The sequence below is a fragment of the Thermococcus nautili genome, assembly GCF_000585495.1.
In the GTDB taxonomy this organism is placed as follows: domain Archaea; phylum Methanobacteriota_B; class Thermococci; order Thermococcales; family Thermococcaceae; genus Thermococcus; species Thermococcus nautili.
On sequence record NZ_CP007264.1, the window covers coordinates 1,798,119 to 1,813,388 of the forward strand.

At 57.5% G+C, this 15,270-nt stretch carries 16 protein-coding genes; 10 read left to right on the forward strand and 6 right to left on the reverse strand.

The window, feature by feature from the left end:
- Window positions 1-245: 245 nt before the first annotated feature.
- The 4 genes from BD01_RS09920 to BD01_RS09935 all read left to right on the forward strand — a co-directional run bounded on the left by BD01_RS09920 (window position 246) and on the right by BD01_RS09935 (window position 3,796).
- Window positions 246-1,148, forward strand: coding sequence for an asparagine synthetase A (locus tag BD01_RS09920; protein WP_042692605.1), 903 nt, complete (start codon window positions 246-248; stop codon window positions 1,146-1,148).
- A 52-nt stretch (window positions 1,149-1,200) separates the two neighbouring features.
- On the forward strand, window positions 1,201-2,373 hold the full coding sequence (locus BD01_RS09925) for an aminotransferase class V-fold PLP-dependent enzyme (protein ID WP_042692608.1): 1,173 nt from the start codon (window positions 1,201-1,203) through the stop codon (window positions 2,371-2,373).
- 63 nt (window positions 2,374-2,436) lie between these two features.
- Entirely contained in the window at window positions 2,437-3,111 is a 675-nt protein-coding gene (locus BD01_RS09930) for a DUF257 family protein (protein ID WP_042692611.1), read from the forward strand.
- Window positions 3,101-3,796, forward strand: a complete 696-nt coding sequence (locus BD01_RS09935) for a DUF257 family protein (protein WP_042692612.1) — start codon at window positions 3,101-3,103, stop codon at window positions 3,794-3,796. Before BD01_RS09930 ends, BD01_RS09935 begins: the two co-directional genes overlap by 11 nt.
- A gap of 3 nt (window positions 3,797-3,799) precedes the next feature.
- On the opposite strand, the gene BD01_RS09940 is transcribed toward BD01_RS09935, so the two are convergent.
- From BD01_RS09940 to nuoE, 3 genes are read right to left on the reverse strand one after another with little or no spacing between them, the layout of a single operon-like run.
- On the reverse strand, window positions 3,800-6,649 hold the full coding sequence (locus BD01_RS09940) for an NAD(P)-binding protein (RefSeq protein WP_042692615.1): 2,850 nt from the start codon (window positions 6,647-6,649) through the stop codon (window positions 3,800-3,802).
- A gap of 1 nt (window position 6,650) precedes the next feature.
- Complete coding sequence (gene nuoF, locus BD01_RS09945) at window positions 6,651-8,450, reverse strand: NADH-quinone oxidoreductase subunit NuoF (protein ID WP_042692617.1); 1,800 nt, start codon at window positions 8,448-8,450, stop codon at window positions 6,651-6,653.
- Window positions 8,443-8,907 carry an NADH-quinone oxidoreductase subunit NuoE gene (gene nuoE / locus BD01_RS09950; protein ID WP_042692619.1) on the reverse strand — a complete coding sequence of 155 codons (465 nt, stop codon included), beginning with the start codon at window positions 8,905-8,907 and terminating at the stop codon, window positions 8,443-8,445. Before nuoE ends, nuoF begins: the two co-directional genes overlap by 8 nt.
- 157 nt (window positions 8,908-9,064) lie before the next feature.
- Between nuoE and BD01_RS09955 the strand changes: the two genes are divergently transcribed.
- From BD01_RS09955 to BD01_RS09980, 6 genes are read left to right on the forward strand one after another with little or no spacing between them, the layout of a single operon-like run.
- Window positions 9,065-10,069: a 4Fe-4S dicluster domain-containing protein gene (locus BD01_RS09955; protein WP_042692622.1), complete on the forward strand. Its 1,005-nt coding sequence runs from the start codon at window positions 9,065-9,067 to the stop codon at window positions 10,067-10,069.
- Window positions 10,066-10,932 carry an NAD(P)-dependent hydrogenase/sulfhydrogenase 2 subunit gamma gene (gene shyC / locus BD01_RS09960; protein ID WP_042692625.1) on the forward strand — a complete coding sequence of 289 codons (867 nt, stop codon included), beginning with the start codon at window positions 10,066-10,068 and terminating at the stop codon, window positions 10,930-10,932. Before BD01_RS09955 ends, shyC begins: the two co-directional genes overlap by 4 nt.
- Complete coding sequence (shyD, locus tag BD01_RS09965; RefSeq protein WP_042693342.1) at window positions 10,932-11,657, forward strand: NAD(P)-dependent hydrogenase/sulfhydrogenase 2 subunit delta; 726 nt, start codon at window positions 10,932-10,934, stop codon at window positions 11,655-11,657. The genes shyC and shyD overlap by 1 nt, the downstream gene beginning before the upstream one ends.
- Window positions 11,654-12,898 carry an NAD(P)-dependent hydrogenase/sulfhydrogenase 2 subunit alpha gene (shyA, locus tag BD01_RS09970; RefSeq protein ID WP_042692627.1) on the forward strand — a complete coding sequence of 415 codons (1,245 nt, stop codon included), beginning with the start codon at window positions 11,654-11,656 and terminating at the stop codon, window positions 12,896-12,898. Before shyD ends, shyA begins: the two co-directional genes overlap by 4 nt.
- Window positions 12,899-12,937: 39 nt before the next feature.
- A complete protein-coding gene (gene pbp11 / locus BD01_RS09975; RefSeq protein ID WP_042692629.1) occupies window positions 12,938-13,249 on the forward strand; it encodes a tRNA-binding protein Pbp11 in 312 nt (103 codons plus the stop codon).
- 10 nt (window positions 13,250-13,259) lie between these two features.
- Complete coding sequence (locus tag BD01_RS09980; RefSeq protein ID WP_042692632.1) at window positions 13,260-14,105, forward strand: TatD family hydrolase; 846 nt, start codon at window positions 13,260-13,262, stop codon at window positions 14,103-14,105.
- Here the strand turns inward: BD01_RS09980 and BD01_RS09985 are convergent.
- The 3 genes from BD01_RS09985 to BD01_RS09995 are packed head-to-tail and all read right to left on the reverse strand — an operon-like array spanning window position 14,081 to window position 15,220.
- Complete coding sequence (locus tag BD01_RS09985) at window positions 14,081-14,485, reverse strand: nucleotidyltransferase domain-containing protein (RefSeq protein ID WP_245599235.1); 405 nt, start codon at window positions 14,483-14,485, stop codon at window positions 14,081-14,083. The two genes, BD01_RS09980 and BD01_RS09985, sit on opposite strands and share 25 nt — an antisense overlap.
- On the reverse strand, window positions 14,482-14,982 hold the full coding sequence (locus BD01_RS09990; protein ID WP_245599281.1) for a DUF3368 domain-containing protein: 501 nt from the start codon (window positions 14,980-14,982) through the stop codon (window positions 14,482-14,484). The genes BD01_RS09985 and BD01_RS09990 overlap by 4 nt, the downstream gene beginning before the upstream one ends.
- Complete coding sequence (locus tag BD01_RS09995; RefSeq protein WP_042692636.1) at window positions 14,975-15,220, reverse strand: UPF0175 family protein; 246 nt, start codon at window positions 15,218-15,220, stop codon at window positions 14,975-14,977. Before BD01_RS09995 ends, BD01_RS09990 begins: the two co-directional genes overlap by 8 nt.
- Window positions 15,221-15,270: the final 50 nt, after the last annotated feature.

The window sequence follows — 15,270 nt, forward strand, 5'->3', positions numbered from 1 at the left end:
GAGAAAAAAACCTACTCTCAGTTTTCGACCGGTGAGCATTATCTTCTCCAAGATAATCTTTGGTGGGATACTAATCTCGGCGTCATCCCTTTAAAGTTAGTCGATGTTCTGCCAATAAATTTGACAAAACCTGTCTAATCTCCAAAATATCTCAAAAATTCATGTCAAAATTTGACTTTCGTCCCAAAATTTCTGCACAAAGGCAATAAACCCGAAGGCACTCTGACGAAAATTGGGTGATTGATATGAACGCTCTCCAAATCGTAAGCAGGAAAATTGACCCAATTGCCGAGGTTCAGACGAGAACTATAGCGTACCTCACGGGCGAGCTGTCCAAGAAGGGCTTCCGCTGGTTGCTCCCGATAGTGCTCAGCTCGATAACCGACCCCCTCTGGCCTGACCCAGCGGCGGAAGAGGCATTAAGGCCACCGGAGGTCGAGGTCTATGGAGAAAGGCTCAGGCTGACGCACAGCATGATACTCCACAAGCAGATGGCCGTTGCGATGGGAATAGATAAGCTCTTCGTCCTCTCGCCCAACGTAAGGCTCGAAGGTAAAGAGGCGGACGACGGAAGGCACGCCTACGAGTTCACCCAGCTCGACATGGAGATTGCCGGCGCGAGCATGGACGACGTTATGGGGCTGATAGAAGAGCTCATCGTTGGCCTGTTCCGCGAGTTGAGACCAGTAGTCTGGGAGTCCTTTGAGAGGGAGCTTCCAAAGCCGAGGAGGCCCTTCAAGCGGTTTACCATTGAGGAAATCCGCGAGGAGTTCGGGAGCGAGGAGGAAGCCAGCAGAGCCCTCGAGGAGCCCTTCTGGATAACGGGAATCCCGAGGGAGTTCTACGACAGGGAAGTTGACGGAACATGGAGGAACTACGACCTCTATCTCCCTGAGGGCTACGGCGAGGTCTCGAGCGGTGGGGAAAGGGAGTGGGAGTACGAGAAGATACTCGCTAAGATGCGCTCGGCCGGTCTGAGTGAGGAAGCCTTCAGGCCCTACCTTGAGGTGGCGAAAGCCGGCCTCCTGCGTCCGAGTGCAGGAGCTGGAATAGGAATCGAGAGGCTAATCCGCTACATCGTCGGGGCGGAGCACATAGCAGAGGTCCAGCCCTTCCCGAGGATTCCGGGCGTTCCGGCTGTTATCTGAACACTTCGAAATTAATTTAAGCTCTTTTCATATTATCCCTCCGGCGATGCCCATGATGCGGAACCTCTTTCCGGCCCTTGAGAAGTTCAAGGCCTACCTCAACACCGCGAGCACCGGGTTGATGCCCTCGACGGCCCTTCTTGAGGCCACGAAGCTCCTGAGCGACGTGATAGAGTTTAACGGGGAAGTGAACTCCGTTGACTACATGGACGAGCTTGTCTTAAAGCCCCTCCAGAGGGAAGCTGGAAGACTAATGAAGGTCAGGCCCGAGAACGTCGGCCTCTCGATTCAGACCACCGAGGGGCTGAGGAGAATCCTGCTGGCCCTCGAGCCGAAGAGGGGGCAGAACGTGGTTTCCCTCGACACCGAGTTCCCCACGATTCCAGCGCTTCTCAAGAGCTATGCCAAGCGCTTCGGCCTCGAGCTCCGCGTTGTTGAGAACAGGAACGGCCTCCACAGCCTTGAAGATATTGAAAGGGCCATAGACGACAACACCTTCGCGGTCGTCCTCAGCTCGGTGAACTGGGTCATCGGCGAGCGGATTGACCTGGGCGAGCTTTCAAGAATCGCCCACGAGCACGGCGCGTGGCTGATAGTTGATGCCGTCCAGCACCTCGGCTCGCTGAGGCTCTTTCCTGAGAAGGAAGGCGTGGATGCCCTCTCTGCCGGCTCGGAGAAGTGGCTCATCAGCCCTGACACCGGGGCGGGTCTAATCTACGCCTCAGACGAACTCCTTGAGGAGGCCAAGCCGATAGCGGGGTTGCTCAACAACGAACCGCCAACCGGAGACTGGGGCAGCTGGTGGGGACTGCCGGAGAAGGACCCCTGGAGCGGGCTGAGGCCGGCAAAGGGGATTAGGAAGCTCGACTTCGGTGGAGGGCCTCCGTACCTAATCGCCTCGGCACTTCTCGCGTCGCTCAGGCTGATTAACGGGCTGGGCATCGAGAGGATAGAGCGCCACAACATGAAGCTCGCAAAGATTGTTGTCGATGAGGTTAGGGCCCTTGGCCTCGACGTCTTCTCAGCGGACTCGCCGATAGTGACGATAAAGACAGGACTTGACTACAACACGGAAGAGGAGCTCTACCAGAGGCTCGTTGCCGAGGGAATTTCCGTCAGCCACCGCGGCGTTCTCGGCCACTACGGGATAAGGGTTTCCCCGCACCTCTACAACGAGAAGGAAGATGTGGAGCTGTTCCTCGAAGTTCTGACTTCTCACCTTTGACTCTCTTTTTGGAGCAGAAAAGTATTTTACCTCCGGGGTCGCAGATTCCGTAAGGGGGTCACAATGGAGGTTACAATCCCTGAACTCCTGGAACTGGTGAGGCCTGGGGAAACCGTTGTCGTCGAGTACGAGACGTCGTACGTCCCCGAGTTCGCCCTCAAGCTTCTCGCCGATTACACGAGGGAAAACAACGTTCCCTTCGTGATAGACGATAACTTTGATAGTCTCTATACCGTGCTCGTTCACTGTGATATGCTCGGTCTCAAGGTTGATATCGGTCACTCTCATGTCTTTAAGACCGGTGGCAGAAAGGATGTCGGTGGCACAATCAGGCGCGTTGAGTTCCATCCGGACCCGAGGGTTCTCCTCAGGAACTATGATGTGGCGTTCGCCGACACTGTTGGAACCCCTGAAAATCCTGCCATAAATCTCACCTTAGGAATCGAGAACCTCTTATACTTCGTCCGTGACGTCCGCGATTTCTACCGGTTCCTTCTTGGAATTCAGCGCTACGTTGGCGACAAACGCAGAAAGGCCTTTTACCTCGTTCACACTGGTCTGATACGGAGCCTTCCTCCCTACGTCCATCCCGAGCTCAGAAGAATAGCCACGAGCGTTTGGGTCTTCCACAGCTATCCGACTGGGGTTAAGCTGTCCATTCTTCGCAGTCCCGACCTCGACCTCGTCGGCAGGGAGTTCACCATAGACGTCGGGGGTGTTTTCCTTGGTGGGAGTTGAGCTTAGGGGACTCGCCTCAAAGGACGACGTAATCTCGATGTTTAACTCCGTTCGCTTTGGCGGTCTCACACTGATGGAAAACTACTCTACGATAGGCGCTGAGCTTGCCCTCTATGCCCTCCTTAACTATGCCTACGAGCGCGGTCTTCCTGTTCTCGTTGAGGACATCTTTGACGCGTTCGCTGGCTACGTTCGACACTTTGATGTCATGGGCCTCACCCCGCCGATGGAGCACGTTGGTGTCCTGAAAATCGGTGGCGTTGACGAGGTCGGCCACGTCGTGGACAAGATTCAGTTCGAGGCAGACCCCGCGCTTTACCTCCAGAAGAAGGAGAGGGCAATAGCAAAGGCGATGGGAGACGACCGATACGTTTACATCGTCACGGGTTTTGAGAGGCTCCTCGGCTTCCAGCGCGACGTCAAGGGGGTTTACGTCATCGTCAACCACCTGCGGGAGAACCTTGGGAACGACAGGAGGATGAGCTTCAACATAATCGAGGGCAACGTCATCAGGGGCTTCCCAACGAACCCGCTCCCGCTCCTTGAGGGCGTCGCCACTTCGGTCATCGAGCTTCACGACCATGGAGACATGCTCCGCCTCAGGTTCAGAAAATCAATATTCACCTTCCTGGAAGGAAGGAACGAGGTCTTTCTACAGCCCGCCGACGTCGTGGGATGGTGGTAAAAATCAGGAGAAAAGCCCCAGCGGGGAGTAGCCTTCCCCCACTTTCTCAACCTTCAGCTCCATTCCGAGGGCGTTGGTGACCGTTCCTCTTTTCTCGGCCCACCTTCCTGCCGGAATAACGAGGGTCTCGCCGGGCAACTCAACTGGTTCGTTCGAAACGACCACGTAGCGCTCGGCCTTCGGTATTCCTGTCACCCCTGCCCTTATCAGCCCCTCCGAGTTCGCTCCCTTCCTGAGTATCAGCGTCGGGGCGTTCAAGGCTTCGCCGTCCTCAATCACGGCCAGCTCGTAGTTCTCCTCAACGACTTCCTTGCCCCTCAGCAGTATCTTGAGGAGCGGAAACTTCTCGGAGTTGGCTCTGAACAGGACGCGTTTGGCTTTCTTGACGTCGTCGAGGGTCGCCGTCGATGGGCTTCCGCTCACGGTCGAGCCTATTGGAACGCCCTTACGCTCGGCGAAGGCCTTGAGGGCTTCTATCTCCTCGTTGGTCAGGTCTGGCGTTAGGATAAGGGCATAACTTCTGCTCTCGATGAACTTCTTCGCCTCTTCCCAGCTTACCGGCTTTCCGTTGAGGAGCGGTCCGCTGAGGGTCTTCTCCCAGGGCCTCTCGAAGCGACAGACGTCGCAGAGGTATCCGTTCCACGAGTCCTCGACGCTCGAAGCCCTCACGAGAGTTCCCGCGTAGACCTCAACCGCCATCTCGCAGGCGAGGGAACAGCCGTTGCAGACGGTTTTGATTTTCTCGGTCTTCCACGGGCCGGGCTTTGTGAGCGGTGGCCTCTCCACTATCGCGCCGACGGGACAGACGTCGGCCAGCTCGCCGATGAACTTCCCCTCAACGTCGGCTATGGTGTCGCCGAGCGGTGGCCCAATCCTCGTGTCGTAGCCCCTGAAGAGGTAGTCTATCACGCCCTCTCCGGCAATCTCGTGGGTGAAGCGGACGCACAGACCGCAGAGGACGCACTTGTTAGGGTCGAGCGTAATTCTCGGGTGGCTCTCGTCAATCTCAAAGCGCTTTTCGCCCCTTCCGAGTTCGGGCTTTACGCCGTACAGCGTCGCGTACTCCCTCAGCTTGCAGTCGAAGACAGCCAGACAGCCACAGCTCATGCACCGCGAAGCCTCGCTCCTCGCTTCGCCCTCGCTCAGCGTCTTCTCGACCTCCACAAAGCCCTTCGCCCTCTCCTTCGGGTCGAGGAGCTTCGGCCTGACCCTCGGCCTTCTCGGCGTCTCGCGGTAGTCCTCCTCCGTAACGTCCCTCCAGTGGTTGTAGGGTCTCAGGTCGAGCAGGAGTTCGTACAGCTCCCTATCTTCGGTCAGCTCCCTGATGTGCTTCTCGGGGTTTGCGAGAACCTCTCTGGCCTTTTCAAGCTTGCCCCTGAGGTAGAGGTCTATCATCACAGCGGCTCTCCTTCCGGTGGCTATGCTCTCTATTACCGTTGACGGCCCGAGAACGAGGTCTCCGCCCGCGAACACTCCCGGGAGGTTCGTCTGAAGTGTAATCTCGTCAACAACCGCCCTTCCACGCTTTGCCTCTATTCCAAGGCTCTTCAGGAACTCCTCGTCGCAGTACTGGCCTATAGCCAGAATCACGTTGTCGGCCTTAACCCTGAACTCCGAGCCTTCAACTGGCACAGGCCTCCTCCTTCCGCTTGAATCCGGCTCGCCGAGGCGCATTCTGACGAGTTTCACCTCCTCTACCCTGCCGTCGCCGATAATCCTGACCGGGTTGGCCAGGAAGAGGAACTCAACGCCTTCCTCGATTGCTTCTTCCACTTCGCGCTCGTTGGCGGGCATCTCGGCCTTCGAACGGCGGTAAACGACGGTGACCTTCGCGCCGAGCCTTAGAGCAGTCCTCGCGACGTCCATCGCCGTGTTCCCACCGCCGACAACTATAACGCGCTCGCCGAGCTTCACTTCCTCGCCAGTGTTCACCTTCCTCAGGAACTCTATGCCGTGCATCACTCCCTCCAAATCCTCCCCAGGAATCCCCATCTTCCTGCTCTTCCAGGCTCCAACTGCCAGGAAAACGGCGTCGTACTTCTCGCGCAGTTCCTCCAGAGTAATGTCCCTGCCGAGGGCCGTGTTGGTTCTCACCTCGATGCCCGTGTTTATCACGGTCGCTATGTCCTTATCCAAGACGTCCCTCGGAAGCCTGTATCCCGGAATGCCGTAGCGGGTCATTCCGCCGAGTTCGGGCATCGCCTCGAAGATGGTAACCTCGTGGCCCTTCAGCCTCAGGTAGTAGGCGCACGCCAGTCCTGCAGGCCCTCCTCCGACGACGGCAACGCGCTTCCCGGTCGACGGCGGTATCTCGGGCATCCACGGGCCGTTTTCGAGGTCGTAATCGGCAGCGAAGCGCTTCGCGAGCCTTATGCCGACGGGTTCATCAACGAGGTTTCTCCGGCAGGCCTCCTCACAGAAGGCCGGACAGACCCTTCCGAGAACCGCCGGCAGGATGTACTTCTCCTTCATCAGCTTGACGGCCTCGTGGTACTTGCCCATCGCTATCAGCGCGAGGTAGCCCTGTACGTCGGCGTGGGCGGGACAGGCGTCCTGGCACGGACCGATGCAGTCACCGTAGTGGCTCGAAAGGAGAAGCTCGAGGGCCGTTTTGCGCATCTCTATGACTCTATCGCTCAGGGTCTCGACTTTGAGGCCCTCCCTGGGCTTCAGCGTACAGGCCGTCGTTACTCCCCTCTCGGTCTCGACGAGGCAGAGCCTGCACGAGCCGTAGGGTTCGAGCTCTTCGGTATAGCAGAAGCCGGGAACGTGGCCAATCTCGCGCAGGAACTCTATGAGGGGCTTATCCGCCGGAGCATCAACTTCCTTTCCGTCAACGATGAGCCTGACCATCTCACTCACCCCCGGTAACGATTTCTATAGCGTTGAACCGGCACACCTCGTAGCAGGTTCCGCACTTGATGCACTTGTCTTGGTCAATCTCGTGGGGCTTGAGCTTCTCGCCGGTTATCGCGTTGGCCGGGCAGAAGATTGCGCATGCCGTACAGCCGGTGCACCTCTCTGGGATTATGACGTACCTTATGAGGGGCTTGCAGACCTTGGCCGGGCACTTCCCCTCGATATGGGCGAGGTATTCGTCCCTGAAGTAGCGGAGCGTTGTTAGGACGGGGTTCGGGGCGGTCTGCCCGAGACCGCAGAGCGAACCGCTCTTGACCTGGTGGGCGAGCTTCTCGAGCCTCTCAAGGTCTTCCTTCGTGGCCTTGCCCTCTGTGAACCGCTCGAGGATTTCGAGCATCCTCTTCGTTCCGACCCTGCAGAAGGTGCACTTACCGCAGGACTCCTTGACGGTGAAGTCGAGGAAGAACTTGGCGACATCGACCATACAGGTGTCCTCGTCCATGACGACCATTCCACCGCTCCCCATTATCGCGCCCGTCGCGTTCACGCTCTCGTAGTCAACGGGTGTGTCGAAAAGGTACTCCGGAATGCAACCTCCCGAGGGCCCGCCGAGCTGAACTGCTTTAATCCTCTTCCCGGTCTTCGTTCCACCGCCTATCTCGTAGAGTATCTCCCTCAGCGTCGTTCCCATCGGAACCTCGACGTTTCCGCCGTGCTTTATCTTGCCTGACAGCGCGAAAACCTTGGTGCCCTTGCTCTTCTCGGTTCCGAGCGAGGCAAAGGCCTTCCAGCCGTGCCTTATTATCCACGGCACGTTCGCCCACGTTTCGACGTTGTTTATGTTGGTCGGCTTTCCGAAGAGGCCCTTCTGGGCCGGGTAAGGCGGTCTCGGCCTCGGCATTCCGCGCTTGCCTTCAATTGAGGCTATCAAAGCGGTTTCCTCACCGCAGACGAACGCTCCTGCACCTTCCTTAATCTCGATGTCGAAGGAGAACCCGCTTCCAAGGATGTTCTCACCGAGGAAGCCCCTCTCCTTAGCTTGCTTCAGCGCTATCCTCAGCCTCCTTATGGCGAGCGGATACTCCGCCCTCACGTAGATGAAGCCCTTCGTCGCCCCAATCGCGTAAGCCCCTATTATCATGCCCTCGATGACGCGGTGGGGGTCGCCCTCGAGGACGTTCCTGTCCATAAACGCTCCGGGGTCGCCTTCGTCGGCGTTGCAGATGATGTACTTCTCGTCGCCCTCCGCTTCCCTCGTGAACTTCCACTTCAGGCCGGTCGGGAAGCCTGCCCCACCCCTTCCGCGAAGCCCGGATTTCATAATGATATCTATGATTTCCTCGGGCTCCATTCTGAGGGCCTTCCTTAGAGCCTCGTAACCACCGACGGCGATGTACTCGTCTATGTTCTCGGGGTCTATGTAGCCGGAATTTTCGAGGACTATCTTCACCTGCTTGGCGAAGTAGCCGTCAACGTCCCACGTCTTCCTCTCGCCGTTCTCCCACCAGTCGCGCTTGACTATCCACTCCTCTATGGGCTTCCCGTTTACCACGTGCTCCTCTATAATCCTCGGGACCTTCTTCGGGTCGACGTGGCCGTAGGTGATAATCTCGTCCTCGGTGATTATGTCAACGAGGGGTTCGCGGTAGCACATGCCGACGCAACCGACTATCTTGAGCTTCACGTCGAGGTTTCTCCTCTCAAGCTCGGCCTTTATTGCCTCGTAGGTTTCCCTCGCGCCTGCGGCAATCCCGCAGGAGTTCATGCCGACCGCTATGGCCTTTATCTCAGACATCGAGCTTCCCCTCCCTGAGCTTCTTCATGAGCTTCCTAACCTTGTCCGGCGTGAGCTTTCCAAACACCTTGTCGTTTATCATGACCACCGGTGCCAAACTGCAACAGCCGAGGCAGGCCACCCTTTCGAGGGTTATCAGCCCGTCCTCCGTCGTCTGGCCCTCCTCTATACCGAGCTCCTCCGTTATCGCCTGGGCAATGGTTACCGCTCCGTTCACGTGGCAGGCCGTCCCGTGGCAGATTTTGACGACGTACTTTCCGAGGGGCTCGAACCTGAACTGTGCGTAGAAGGTCGCGACGCCATAGACCCTGCTCAGGGGAATTCCGAGGTATTCCGCGATTCTCTCAAGGACTTCCCTTGGAAGATAGCCGAAGCGCTCTTGGGTTCTCTGCAGAAGGGGGATTAGCGAGCTCGGCTCGGGGGGATACGAGGTCAGGTAATCGACTTCCGCCTCCATGAGCACCACCACTTATGGGCGATAGTTGGTTTGCCGTGCTTATAAATGTGCATTGAAGCACAAGTTTGTAACAAAAGGTTCCCAACCTCCGGTTTGAAAAATCCTTAAGGGAATCTTTACAAACTTAAAATTATAGCCCGATAGGGGCGTGGTCGAGTTGAGATATGTAAAGCTACCCTCCGGAAACTTTGAGGACTTCTTCAATTCCCTCAGAGGGATAGGCCAAATCTACGGGCCGGTTAAAGAGGGGAAGACCCACCACTTCCGAAGGGTCGAGGAAGCCGGTGAAATGGACCTGAAATACACCAGAACGATGCTCCCGCCCAAGAAGTTCTTCGTCCGGCCGAGGGAGAGGCTCTTCAGCCTTGAGGACGGCTGGTGGAGGAAGGAAGGGGACGAGAATCCCTTCGTGCTCTTCGGCGTCCACTCATGCGACGTTCACGCCCTCAAAATCCTCGACAGGGTTTATCTCTCCGAGCCGGTTGACCCATACTACGCAGAAAGAAGGAAGAGCGCTTTCATCGTCGGCATAAGCTGTCTCCCCGATGAGCTGTGCTTCTGCAAGAGCCTCGGAACGCACTTCGCGATGGACGGTTTTGACCTATTCCTCCACGAGCTTCCAGATGGATGGCTCGTCAGGATAGGGAGCGTGAGGGGACACGAGGTGGTCTGGGAGAACGCGAGGCTATTCGACGAGGTGAGCGACGAGGACATAGCCAACTTCAAGGCCTTCGAGGAGAGGCGCGCTGAAGCCTTCAAGAGGGAGCTACGCTCGGAGGGTCTGGCAGACACGCTCGATTTGGCCTACAACAGCCCGGTCTGGAAGGAGTACGCCGAGAAGTGCCTCGCCTGCGGGAACTGCAACCTCGTCTGTCCGACGTGCCGTTGCTATGAAGTCTGCGACCGCTGGGTCGATGCCTACAGGGCCGTTCGCGAGAGGCGCTACGATTCCTGCTTCATGGAAAGCCACGGCCTCGTCGCGGGCGGTCATAACTTCAGGCCCACGAGGCTCGACCGCTTCAGGCACCGCTACTACTGCAAGAGCTACTTCGACCCCTCGGCGGGTTTCAATTGCGTCGGCTGTGGCCGGTGCGACGAGTTTTGTCCTGCAGGTATAGAGCACGTTAAGGTTCTCGACGAGATAAGGGGGTCGCTGGAATGAATCCCTACGAGAGCCATCCGGCGAGAATCCTTGAGGTTAAGGACCTGACCCCGAGGGAGAAGCTCTTTACGCTCCGCTTCCTCGACGAGAAGCTCAACGAGGAGTTCACCTTCAGGCCGGGGCAGTTCGTCATAGTGGACGTTCCCGGCTTCGGCGAGTTCCCGATAAGCCTCTGCTCGTCCCCGACGAGGAGTCCAATCCAGCTCTGCATAAGAAAGGCCGGCAGGATGACGAAGTTCATACACGGAATGAAGGAAGGCTCGGTCGTTGGAATCCGCGGGCCGTACGGCAACGGCTTCCCGATGGAGGACATGGAGGGCTCGAACCTAATCCTCGTGGCTGGCGGTCTTGGAATGGCGCCCCTGCGCTCGGTTCTCTGGTACGCCCTTGACACCGGCAGGTACGAGCACGTCTGGCTCTTCTACGGCACGAAGGCCTACGAGGATATACTCTTCCGCGACGAGGTTCTCCATCTCCTCAAGCACGGGAGTGCGATGAACTGCACCGTCAAGCTCGCCTACGAAATCGAGAGCCCCTCGTGCATCTACCTTGAGCAGGGCTTCTCCGACAGGGTCTGCAGGGGAGTGGTTACCGACCTCTTCAGGGGCGAGAACTTCGACATCGAGAACTCCTACGCCCTAATCTGTGGCCCGCCAATCATGTACCGCTTCGTCATAAGGGAGCTCCTCAACAGGAAGCTCTCACCGGGGAGAATCTACATGACCCTCGAGAGGCGCATGCGCTGTGGAGTCGGCAAGTGCGGTCACTGCGTCGTCGGAACGAGCGTCTCGATGAAGTACATCTGCCAGGACGGTCCGGTTTTCACTTACTGGGACGCCCTCTCGACGAGGGGGTTGATATGATGAAGCTCGGCGTGTTTGAGCTTACCGACTGCGGTGGTTGCGCCCTCAACTTCCTGTTCCTCTACGAGAGGCTCTTCGACGTTCTGGAGTTCTACGAGATAGAGGAGTTCCACATGACGACAAGTCTTGAGGGGAGGCACTTCGACGTCGGCCTCGTCACTGGAACGGTCTCAAGCCACCGCGACCTTGAGGTTCTTAGAGAGGCCAGAAACCGCTCCGACTACCTCATAGCCCTCGGAACCTGTGCCACCCACGGTTGCCTTCAGGCGAGCGTCGAGCTTCCGCTTAAGGAGAAGTTGAAGGCCGTTTACGGCGACGAGGGGAACCCGATGAGGGCGCTCGACCCAAAGCCCATCGTCGAGTACGTTACCGTTGACCTTGCCATACCCGGCTGTCCCTACGACAAGAACGAGCTCTTCCAGGCGCTTATTGACATAGCAAAGGGCATCGAGCCTGTAAGACCTGATTATCCAGTCTGCCTCGAGTGCAAGCTGAACGAGTACGAGTGCGTTCTGGTCAAGAAGGGCCTCCCCTGCCTCGGCCCGATAACGCTCGGAGGCTGTAACGCTGCCTGCCCGCGCTCCGGACTCGGCTGTATCGGCTGTCGCGGGCCCCTGCCAGGTGAGGTGAACCCGGCTGGAGAGTTCGAGGTTCTCAAGGGGCTCGGCTACGACGAGGAGTACATCATGAGGAAGTTCAAGACCTTCGCGAGGTGGGAGCCATGATAATCGAGACGAGGGAGTTCACCCGCGTCGAGGGGAACGGGAAGGCCGAGATAGTCATCGAGGGGAACGAGGTCAAGGACGTCAGGGTCAAAATCGTCGAGGGGCCGAGGTTCTTTGAGCTCCTCACCCTCGGAAGGGACTTCTGGGATGTTCCTGACCTCGAGGCAAGGATATGCGCCATCTGCTACCTCTCTCACAGCGTCGCTTCAGTTCTGGCCATAGAGCGGGCCCTCGGCGTTGAGGTTCCGGAGGAGACGAGGCTCCTAAGGGAGCTCGGCCTCATAGGGGAGCTCATCGAGAGCCACGCGCTCCACCTGTATCTCCTCGTCGCGCCAGACCTCTTCGGCTATCCCGACGCGATAAGGCTCGCGACGAAGCACGGCGAGCTCGTCAAGGAGGGCATAGCTCTCAAGGCCTTCGGGAACAGGATTAGAGACCTCATCGGCGGGAGGGAAATCCACGGCATAAACGTTAAACCCGGTGGCTTCGGAAGGTGGCCGGGGCGGGAAGAGCTTGAGGCGATAGAGCGGGAGGCAAAGGCCCTTCTAACGGTGGCGAAGCGTGCGGTGAGGCTCTTCTCGGGAATCGGGGAGTACGGCGGAAGGGCCGAGCTGTTCGTCGCCACCGACGGCTACCTCACCGGCGACTCGCTCGTGTCGAACGTCGAGCGGAACTTCCATTACTTCGAGCGCATCGAGGAGCGCCCCCTCGTCTACAGCTTCGCGAAGCAGAGCCTCTACAACGGAAAGCCCTTCCTCGTCGGCTCGCTGGCGAGGCTCCTGCTCAAGGCTGAATCGCTGACCCCCACGGCTAAGAGACTCTTCGAGGAGAACCGGGGGAGGCTTGAAGCCGGATGGGTGAGCTACAACAACCTCGCCCAGGCGATAGAGCTGGTTTACGCCCTCGAACGGGCGGGGGAAATAGCGAAAACCCTTCTCGACAAAGGCTTTGAGCCCGAGAACGTTCCGGTCGAGGCCGGGGACGGCGAGGGGATAGGCTACGTGGAGGCCCCGAGGGGAGTCCTCGTGCACCACTACAGAATAGCCGGCGGAAAAATCGAGTACTCCAACATAATAACGCCCACAGCCTTCAACCACGCCATGATGGAGGGCGCCCTCCTGTGGGAAGCGAGAAACCTCTACGGAAACGCGCCGGAGGATGAGCTCCTCAGAAGGCTTGAGGAAACCGTCCGGGCCTTCGACCCCTGCATCTCCTGCTCAGTGCACTTCGTCAGGGGATAAGCTTTTCTCCCCCTCTTTCCCACTCCCTTCGGTGGGAGCATGGGGCCCTTCGACTTTCTGAAAAGACGGAAGGGAGAAACCGGAGAGTTCATAGCGTCGAGGAAACCGGTCGCGAAGTTCAGGGTGGAACAGGTCCTTAACGTCCTCGGCAGGGAGACGCTGATTGGAACCGTTGAGGGGATAATCTACCCCGGCTACAAGGTCAAGGGAAAAAACATCGCCCTAATCCGGGAAATCCAGAGGGAGCGAAAGAGGGTTGACTTCGCGGTTGACGGCGACAGGGTCGCGCTCATCCTCGAGGGGAAGACAAACGCTAAAAAAGGCGACGTTCTCGAAATCTACCAGTCGTGAGGTGGGAGCAATGATAATCCTCGATAATCATTTCCACGTTGACCCCTTCAAGGGCCTCTTCCTCGAGGCGGTGAAGCAGTTCCACAGAGCGGGCGGAACGCACCTGATGGTCGTCTACAAGACGGCCCACGACTACGGCTTCCCGGGCCTGAAGGCTGAGGACTTCATAAAGGCCATGGACTTCCACATCGAGCTCGTCGAGAGGATAAACCGCGAGACGCCGGTTAAAGCCTTTGCTGTCGTTGGCGTCCACCCGGCGGAGTTCGTCTATTTAGCGGAGCAGAAGGGCCTTGAATACGCCAAAAACGAGGTCATGAAGGCCCTGGAATACGCGCAGAAGCTCTGCCTTGAGGGCAAGGCCGTTGCGATAGGCGAGATAGGCAGGCCACACTACGAGGTGAGCGAGGAGATATGGGAGGTGAGCATAGAGCTTATGAAGTACGGGATGAGCCTCGCCAAAGATGCCGACTGCGCGGTTCAGCTCCACACCGAGAGCTTCGACGAGGAGAAGTTCAGGGAGCTCGGGGAGTACGTGAAGGAAGTCGGTATAAAGCCCTACCGCGTTGTCAAGCACTTCTCGCCGCCGCTGGTGAAGGTTGCTGAAGAGGTCGGCGTCTTTCCGAGCATAATAGCGAGCAGGAAGAACATAGAGGAGGCAATAAAGCAGGGCAACCGCTTCATGATGGAGACCGACTACATAGACGACAAAAGACGGCCGGGGGCAGTTCTCGGTCCGAAAACAGTTCCCAGGAGAACGAAGGCCTTTCTCCAGAACGGCCTGTTCACGGAGGAGGACGTCTACAAAATCCACGTCGAGAACCCGGGGAAGGTCTACGGGGTGGAGATGGAGGAGTAGAGCACCTTTCCCTCGCTCAGGACGGTCCTTATGAAGCTGTCCCTCCTTTTTCTAAACTCTTCAGGCTTCAGAACTATCGGGCTTATCAGTTCCCCGTATTCGAGGAGGATATTTGTTACAACTTCCATCAGCCCGTCAAAATCCACGTCCCCAACGATGAGAAGGTCTATATCGCTCTCCTCGTCGTGGTTTCCCCTCGCGCGGGAGCCGAAGAGGATTATCTCTTCCACCGAATCTCCGAACCTCGCCTCAACCCTTCTGATGAACTCGTCAAGGGCCTGCGCTTTATTCCCCGTTGATTCCAGCGTGGTGGATTTGGGAGGACTCACGGAGTCGGCCTCCTCAAGACCCAGTAGCGCTCTTTCCGCAATTCCCTTCAAGCTCTTCCGGAATCACCACCCGTTTCACCTGCCTCCTCCAAAATTCCTCTGTAAAGCCCTTCGCTCAGCCAGAAACCGGTTTCCTTCAGCTTCTCAAGCTCTTCTTTGACACTCGGAATTATCCCCTGGAACTTTGCCCTCAGCAGAACGCCAATCGTTCCAGCAACCTTCAGCCCCAGTGCCCTCGCGACTTCCCTGCCGTCGTAGTCATCAATGAGCAGAAGCCCGGCGTTAGTTTCAAGCGCAAGAACAATCGCCTCGCTCTCCCCCTCGTCAAGCTCAAGCATAAGCGACTTCTTGAGGGTCTCGTCCTTTATTCCCACAACCTTTATCCAGTTGGCCTTTTCAATGAGCTCCGCGTCCTCTGAACCTCTCCCCTCAAGGACGCACTCCCTGTAAACAGCCTTTGGAATGATGACTTCACCAAAGAATTTCCTCAAAAGGTCGAGCCTGCCGATTTTGGCGAGATGAATGAGGGGAGTGGAGTTGCTAACCACGGGCAAAGTTCAAGTCCTCCTCCAGCTCTCTCTCCGTATAGTGCCTCGGGATTCTCCGCCTTGCAAGCTCCTCTAGGAATTCCCTCTTCGTAAGCCCGGCGAGTTTGGCGGCTTTTCCCAAGGATAATGCACCTCTGGAGTAGAGAATAAGGGCTAACTCAAGCTTCAGCTCCCTCTCAACTTCGCTCTTCGGGAGCTTGAGGGACACGAGAACGTCATCAGGAATGACTATCTCCATCTTTTCACCAGCGGGAGTTGGGTGCAATGCTATTTAACGCCTTCGCTCAG

Excerpts from the sequence above, each read along its gene's own strand:
- BD01_RS09920 (WP_042692605.1), top strand. The coding sequence starts at position 246 with ATGAACGCTCTCCAAATCGTAAGCAGGAAAATTGACCCAATTGCCGAG.
- BD01_RS09925 (WP_042692608.1), top strand. The coding sequence starts at position 1,201 with ATGATGCGGAACCTCTTTCCGGCCCTTGAGAAGTTCAAGGCCTACCTC.
- BD01_RS09930 (WP_042692611.1), top strand. The coding sequence starts at position 2,437 with ATGGAGGTTACAATCCCTGAACTCCTGGAACTGGTGAGGCCTGGGGAA.
- BD01_RS09940 (WP_042692615.1), bottom strand. The coding sequence starts at position 6,649 with ATGGTCAGGCTCATCGTTGACGGAAAGGAAGTTGATGCTCCGGCGGAT.
- nuoF (WP_042692617.1), bottom strand. The coding sequence starts at position 8,450 with ATGTCTGAGATAAAGGCCATAGCGGTCGGCATGAACTCCTGCGGGATT.
- nuoE (WP_042692619.1), bottom strand. The coding sequence starts at position 8,907 with ATGGAGGCGGAAGTCGATTACCTGACCTCGTATCCCCCCGAGCCGAGC.
- shyC (WP_042692625.1), top strand. The coding sequence starts at position 10,066 with ATGAATCCCTACGAGAGCCATCCGGCGAGAATCCTTGAGGTTAAGGAC.
- shyD (WP_042693342.1), top strand. The coding sequence starts at position 10,932 with ATGAAGCTCGGCGTGTTTGAGCTTACCGACTGCGGTGGTTGCGCCCTC.
- shyA (WP_042692627.1), top strand. The coding sequence starts at position 11,654 with ATGATAATCGAGACGAGGGAGTTCACCCGCGTCGAGGGGAACGGGAAG.
- pbp11 (WP_042692629.1), top strand. The coding sequence starts at position 12,938 with ATGGGGCCCTTCGACTTTCTGAAAAGACGGAAGGGAGAAACCGGAGAG.
- BD01_RS09980 (WP_042692632.1), top strand. The coding sequence starts at position 13,260 with ATGATAATCCTCGATAATCATTTCCACGTTGACCCCTTCAAGGGCCTC.
- BD01_RS09995 (WP_042692636.1), bottom strand. The coding sequence starts at position 15,220 with ATGGAGATAGTCATTCCTGATGACGTTCTCGTGTCCCTCAAGCTCCCG.